We start from the raw sequence: 6,208 nt of genomic DNA, 5'->3' as shown, positions 1-6,208 counted from the left end.
AAATAACTCTCCTGTAAATAAATACACAAGCCTATTTTCTATACCCCTCATTTACTCCTCCAATTATTTTTTTTACAACCATATCGCCCTAGTCTTCTAAAAAAGAAAAAATAGAGATGAAAAGACCCGGTGCCTGCTTTTTCTCCCGTTTTTGAAGTTCCTTATGTTGCATATTTAGGTAAGCTTTATTAAAGAATTGCTCCGAGATTGTGTAAGACTCGATTTCAAGATATATAATACTTCCTAGTTATGCTTTGTTTATGTTTACATGGTAGATTTCATGCTTATTTAACATACCCTATATTTTTCTTTTGTTCGCTTATATCCAATTCAGGATGGTATTCTCTCACCAATCTCATAACCTCTTCAATTAATTCCTCTAACTCTATTACACCTTTTCTTGGATCCCCTATCAATATTTCGTTCATTCGATTATGGAGATTTTCTGGTTTAATCTCCATTAGTTCAATATTATTCTTCATCCATTTAAAAACAGGATGATGAACATACATTTGATTTAGGCCAAACAATACTCCAAATAAATTCTTTTGCACCCCACATATAACGTCGTATAGCATCAACCTGTCCTCACGTTTTAAAAGTGCTTCGCGGTTATTCCATCGATTACTCATCCAAAGATTTTCAGAAATCATATTTTTAGAAAGTTGTAACGGATAGGTAGCAACCCTATTTTTTAATTCATGGATTTTTTCTTTCCCAAAAAGACCTACACCACTCTGAATGGAAGCTAAGATACATTGCTTGTCATAATCAGTTTCGTAATTTTCCACCACATCGGAAATGAAGCGTTCTACTGATTCTAACAAAAAGCTGCTAATTTCAAACTTAATGCCATTCTGATTTAAGTAAGCCTCCGACCACTCTTCATCTTCGTAAGGATGATACGATAGAATAGTTCCATCAATTTGCTTAATGGGATACCGTCTCTCCTGATCTGTTGGAGGGCTAGACCATAAAATATGTAACTCAATATCTGAATGTTCATCTTGTAGGTTTTTAGATACTGAACCAGCAAGAATGATGGCTTCTATCTTTGGGTTTTCCTTATACACCGCTGCCATATCTATTGATTGTTGTAATAAATCCATTTTATACCTCCACAATTTTACGTTTGACAATCGTATATTCTAAAAAATTCACCTAGTTTTTTACTGCTTTTTCAGCAATCTTTAGTACAACAATCGCTCCGAGATTGTTGAACAAGTAAAATCAAAACCATCAGAACTTCTGGTGGTTTGTTAGTTACCTAACCATATCTAATATCTCGTTTACCCACCCAGGATTTTCTTCAATATCGTATTTTCGACAGAGGCTTTTATGAACGTTAACAAATTCAGGAATCACACTTTTTATTACTCTCAATATTTCTTTGGGTTTTCTATTGCAATGCCAACTTGCAAGAAGTGATAACTGCCAACCAGACAGGTAGCTCCTTTCACCTTCAAATTTTGACCAATCCCCAAATGTATTAGGCTGTATTCCTTCCTCCATATACCAAGCTGTCGTCATTGATAATCGTAAATTATCTATACAATGAAGAGCATAATAAATTTCATTTCTCATTGCTCTTCGATACGCTTCGTGAATGTATGCGAAAAACTTATTTCTCCATATCTCAATGTCTTGAGCCTGAGGCTTATAGGATAAAGACATTGACTTTTTTTGTACCTCGTTCACTAATTCACTTGTATCATGGATAATTTTAATGTTTTTAAGCCATAAGGATGGCTGGATATCTGCTTTTCTATAATAAAAAGTATCCACCTTAACAAAAGTATCGAAGTGAGCGACGCTGTGTGAAGTCCAAGGTAAATCCTCAAAAAATAAAACCTTCCCCCAGTTTATTGCTCTCTGTTTTTTGTTTAATCTATATTTTTCATAAACTTCATCTTTTACAACTACACGAAGGTCAATATCTGAAAACAAATCTGTATTTTGATTACCTATTGATCCTCCGTAAAAAACAGCTAATACATTTTCATCATTTAGTAAATCTTGCTCAATGGCATCTAATAAATTTTGACGATGTTTCGGAATTTCTATATCCCTTTTGCTGTGTTTTGTTTCAAATCCCACACATAAAAACAGCTTCCTTTCATTTATCAATTAATTGTATAAATCCCCTTGCCAACAAAGGTTGATCAAGCTTTCTAAAGCCACCATTTACTCTGGGGAATAAGGTTTATACTGTTGAACTCAAATTCATTTTCAAACCACTGATACAACAAAGTTTTCTTAACTAAATATTCGGAAGCTGAATGTGATACTCCGATTAAAGACATTTTAGTATGCTTTGCATAGTTCTCAACCTCTTGAAATCTGCTTCTTCCGTAATCATTATCGATATGACAATGAATTTCTCCAGAAATATAAGCGTCTACGCCATTATCTTCGGCGAATTGCATCCATTTCGTTTTATCACCACAACCTGCGACAATAGCAACTTTCTCCACTGTATTCTTAGTCCCCTCAAAATCTACATAAGGGATTTCGAATGTCTTTTTGAGTTGATTAATCAAACCATCAGTATCAGTTGTTTTTATGTTTCCTATAATTCCTATATCTCCGTGAAATTCACTGTGAATAAATCGTTCAGTAATATCCACATGCAATTCTTCCGCAATGGCTTGACTTGTTCCGAGCTTTCTATGGTAATCCAAGGGAGCATGGCAAGTATATATTGATAACCCCTTGCTTACTATTTTATTTAACAAAGACTCATCAATTGGGACAAACCCTCGTCCCCACTTTCCATTTGGGTCTCCACATTCCATTAATAGGGGATGATGCATAAACAGCATGTCTCCAACTTCTCCTCCCTCAATGAATTGCTCTAATACTTCATTTGTTGGGAAAACGGCTAAAAATATATTTTGAACTGTGGCGTTTCCTTTGATCATTAATCCATTGAATAACTTAGTAAACTTAGGTTCAAATAGGTTTTTCCAATCCACCTTGTTATTGTAGACTTGAGGAATAAACCTACTAAAAGCAGGATCTACTCCAAACCTTTCTATTCCAAATTCATTGTCCAAAGATTGTACGACATTGAGCAACTCTTCCATGTGATTACTCCCTTCACAAAAATAAAAACACACTGTCCCTTTAACAAAGGGACGAGTGTGTTATCTCGTGGTTCCACCCAAATTCCCATTACATAAAACAATAATGGCTTCGGTTTGCTTTAACGCGCAGACGGTATAGACTACTATTCCTTTCATCCATACAGTTCAAAGGTGGTAAGTGACTACGCAGCGTTAGGAAGTTCTCACCATCGCTTCCCTCTCTGATAACCGGTAATAGAAACTCTTATCCTTATCATCACAAAATATTTTGAATTTTAATTAACTATATGCCAATTACCATATTTAGTCAAATATAATTTGTAGGATGTATAAAGTGGTTCCGCAATTGCTCCGAGATTGTTGAAGATAAGATTTTCCTCATTAATATGAGGTTAGTTATCGAATGTTATAGAGAAGCTTGAAATTAGTTGTTATTCGTTTTTATCTTTATTTATTTTTACTAATTCACTTAAATTTTTGTTTATCCCTCTCAACTGTATCTCTATAGATATAACCGTTACTATAACTACGATTCCAATGATTATCTCCATATGAAATTCTCCCCTGAATTATGAATTTTCCACGCGTTATTGATTTAACAAGAACTACTGATTATACCTGTTATTACACAAAAGCTCCGATTTAATTGAAGACGCAACATCAATTGCTTTTATCCTATACGTCATTCTCGCTCATTCTAAGTTCTTTCTCATTTTTCTTTTATCATTAAGATTTAAAACAATCTCGTAACCAAAGGCAACTACTAAACCCGACCAAAAGATTATAGCCGATGAAAAGAAATCACCTGTAAAAATTAGATTGTGAGTGTAGTTTATAAATAACAATATCAAATAGGTATAAAAGCCAATGATCGCTCCCTTTTTCCAATTTATCACTTGTCTATTAGTCATAGATTTAAAGAAAATCAAAGTAGTTCCTCCAGGCAAAGATTATTCTTGAATCGCTCCGAGATAATGGCAGACTACTCCCACCAATAAATAGAGTTTTAAATTAAATTCTGTTTCTTATAACACGAACCCTTCTTCAATACTTATGTAGGTAATTTCGCAAATTCAACTTTTAAGTCTATAACTGAATTATATTTAAATCACATGTTTCTCTTTGCTTTTGAGTATCTAGGAATCAGAAATATTCCTACCATAAACACGACAAAGGATAGTCCACGTATAACATCATAATAGTCATTTGTCCTAAGAAAAGAAATGTTTATAATCATTACAATCGCCCCTAATATGACCATAGATATTCCTAGTCCTTGCCTCACCATTAATACTTACCTCCATTCCTACATTGGACGCTTGCTTTTTATTGCACAAACGCTCCGATTTAATGGAATAACATTATTCTATAAACTTGTTGCTAGGTACTAATGTTAAATCCTTTATAGATAGATCTTTGTTTTTATTTAAGAACCACTTTATTAAGTAGAACCCTATGGAGTAGCCGCCCCAAAAAGGTACATCCATATCATCACTACCGAACATATATATATCAGTTGTAGTACCCTTATCATTTATATGTTTCCTATAAGTGCTTTCCCATATGGTTTTAGCTTGCGTTTCAGATAAAGCATCCTTATATGGCCCAAGATATTCGTCCCCTAATCTTACCATCACAAAATGCTCTGCTAATCCTTCTAAAACCATTCGGTCAAGTAAAGTTTCTCCATCTTCTTTCAGACCTAGTGCACTGATACGCCAATGATGATGATATTCGTGAGTTACGACAGATTTAATTGTTGAACGTACATTTTCTTCTGGAAGAATTGCAAAACACATCCTTCCATTCCAATCCGTAAAAGCCGATACTCCATTAAGTTTGGATATAACAAAATCATCATTCTCATCTAAAATGAACAACTCAAATTCTACAGTCCTATTTGACTGGTACTCTTTATGCAAAAGCTCCAATTCTTCTTTTATAAAGTTTTCAAAATCAAGCAATCTCATATTGGTCAATTGTTCTTCAAGTGAGACAATGTCATTGTTTAAATTAAACATTCCGAAGAACATCATCATTTCAAACTCTTCTTCATCAAATTTGAAAATATCCAAGAAAATCTCTTTCCTATTTTCATTAGGGTTCGATTTCACTACTGAAATAAATTTCTCCATATCGGCAAGTCTATCTTTATTTCTAACTAGACTATCTCTTCGTACCATTTGTTGCCCCTCCTTTCACAACCACAACTCTCTATTCCGTTAAATTACCCATTTCTTAATTCCAATTATTTCAAAACCCTATCACTTACTCAACCTTTTTCTTAAAAGAAAAGACGTAATTCCCTACTGTGGAATTACGTCCGTTTGATGAAGACAATCTTTACCGTTTACGCTGCTATGGTATTACAGTATTGCTCCGAGATTGTTGAAGATCGAAGTCATTTTTAATCATAATTTATATTCCATTTTCCTCGCTTGTGTTTTCATTCCCATAGATTCATAAAACTTAATAGCAGTCTCATTAAACTCCCAGACACCAAGTTCTAAACTGTTAGCCCCAATTTCTTTTGTAAATTCTAGTGCCTTATTAAACAACATCTTACCCAGACCATTTTCTCTGAAGTGTTTGTTAACACCAAAATCCTCCATAAATACATATTCATTCTTTACAATTGTTTCACGGTCAGGTGTCTCCTGTTTACTTAAAAATGTAAAAGCAATGACTTCACCTGTATGTTCTATTACATAAACTCTACTTTCTTTGCTTTCAACTAAACCTTTGTAATAGTCCTTATCCAATGTACTCTTAGTAGGATTATACTTATCAGGTCTACCTTTTGTGTGGAGATCGTGAACCTCTTTATGTATTGGTTTGATCTTTTCAAAATCGTCTAATTTTGCTTCTCTCACTTCGATTTCCATCGATAACTCCCCTTAGTTTTTTTAATATTAAAGGATAAAGATTGAGCTGAAGGTCTGGGTAACCTTATTCAACTCTTGCTCCGAGATTATGGAGGAGGGCTATTGTACTTTTAATCATTTTCCTTTATATTTTTCTCCCCCAAATCTTGAACAAACCTTAATAGATATCCATCTGGATCCATAATTAAGAACTCTTTTTGTCCCTTTATTTTTGTATTTGCTCTATACCAATTTTCT

Annotated in this window: 5 protein-coding genes and 1 other annotated feature; all 5 genes read right to left on the bottom strand. The window is 33.9% G+C overall.

Annotated elements, in window-relative coordinates; genetic code table 11:
• Window positions 1–284: 284 nt before the first annotated feature.
• Complete coding sequence (locus JI666_RS20765) at window positions 285–1,109, bottom strand: DUF4037 domain-containing protein (protein ID WP_206894987.1); 825 nt, start codon at window positions 1,107–1,109, stop codon at window positions 285–287.
• 154 nt (window positions 1,110–1,263) lie between these two features.
• Entirely contained in the window at window positions 1,264–2,097 is an 834-nt protein-coding gene (locus tag JI666_RS20760) for an aminoglycoside 6-adenylyltransferase (protein ID WP_206894986.1), read from the bottom strand.
• Between the two features lie 74 nt (window positions 2,098–2,171).
• A complete protein-coding gene (locus tag JI666_RS20755) occupies window positions 2,172–3,086 on the bottom strand; it encodes a Nif3-like dinuclear metal center hexameric protein (protein ID WP_206894985.1) in 915 nt (304 codons plus the stop codon).
• A gap of 44 nt (window positions 3,087–3,130) precedes the next feature.
• Window positions 3,131–3,352, bottom strand: a binding site (T-box leader).
• Window positions 3,353–4,447: 1,095 nt separating this feature from the next.
• On the bottom strand, window positions 4,448–5,269 hold the full coding sequence (locus JI666_RS20750; protein ID WP_286171006.1) for a DUF2268 domain-containing putative Zn-dependent protease: 822 nt from the start codon (window positions 5,267–5,269) through the stop codon (window positions 4,448–4,450).
• A gap of 228 nt (window positions 5,270–5,497) precedes the next feature.
• A complete protein-coding gene (locus JI666_RS20745; RefSeq protein WP_206894984.1) occupies window positions 5,498–5,971 on the bottom strand; it encodes a GNAT family N-acetyltransferase in 474 nt (157 codons plus the stop codon).
• Between the last annotated feature and the right edge of the window lie 237 nt (window positions 5,972–6,208).

This window comes from Bacillus sp. NTK071 (assembly GCF_017303315.1).
Classification (GTDB): Bacteria; Bacillota; Bacilli; order Bacillales; family Guptibacillaceae; genus Guptibacillus.
The sequence above is the reverse complement of the archived record's forward strand: the minus strand, read 5'-3'. Positions and strand labels throughout refer to the sequence as shown.

Coding starts and splice junctions, on each gene's coding strand:
- JI666_RS20765 (WP_206894987.1), bottom strand. CDS start 1,109: ATGGATTTATTACAACAATCAATAGATATGGCAGCGGTGTATAAGGAA.
- JI666_RS20755 (WP_206894985.1), bottom strand. CDS start 3,086: ATGGAAGAGTTGCTCAATGTCGTACAATCTTTGGACAATGAATTTGGA.
- JI666_RS20750 (WP_286171006.1), bottom strand. CDS start 5,269: ATGGTACGAAGAGATAGTCTAGTTAGAAATAAAGATAGACTTGCCGAT.
- JI666_RS20745 (WP_206894984.1), bottom strand. CDS start 5,971: ATGGAAATCGAAGTGAGAGAAGCAAAATTAGACGATTTTGAAAAGATC.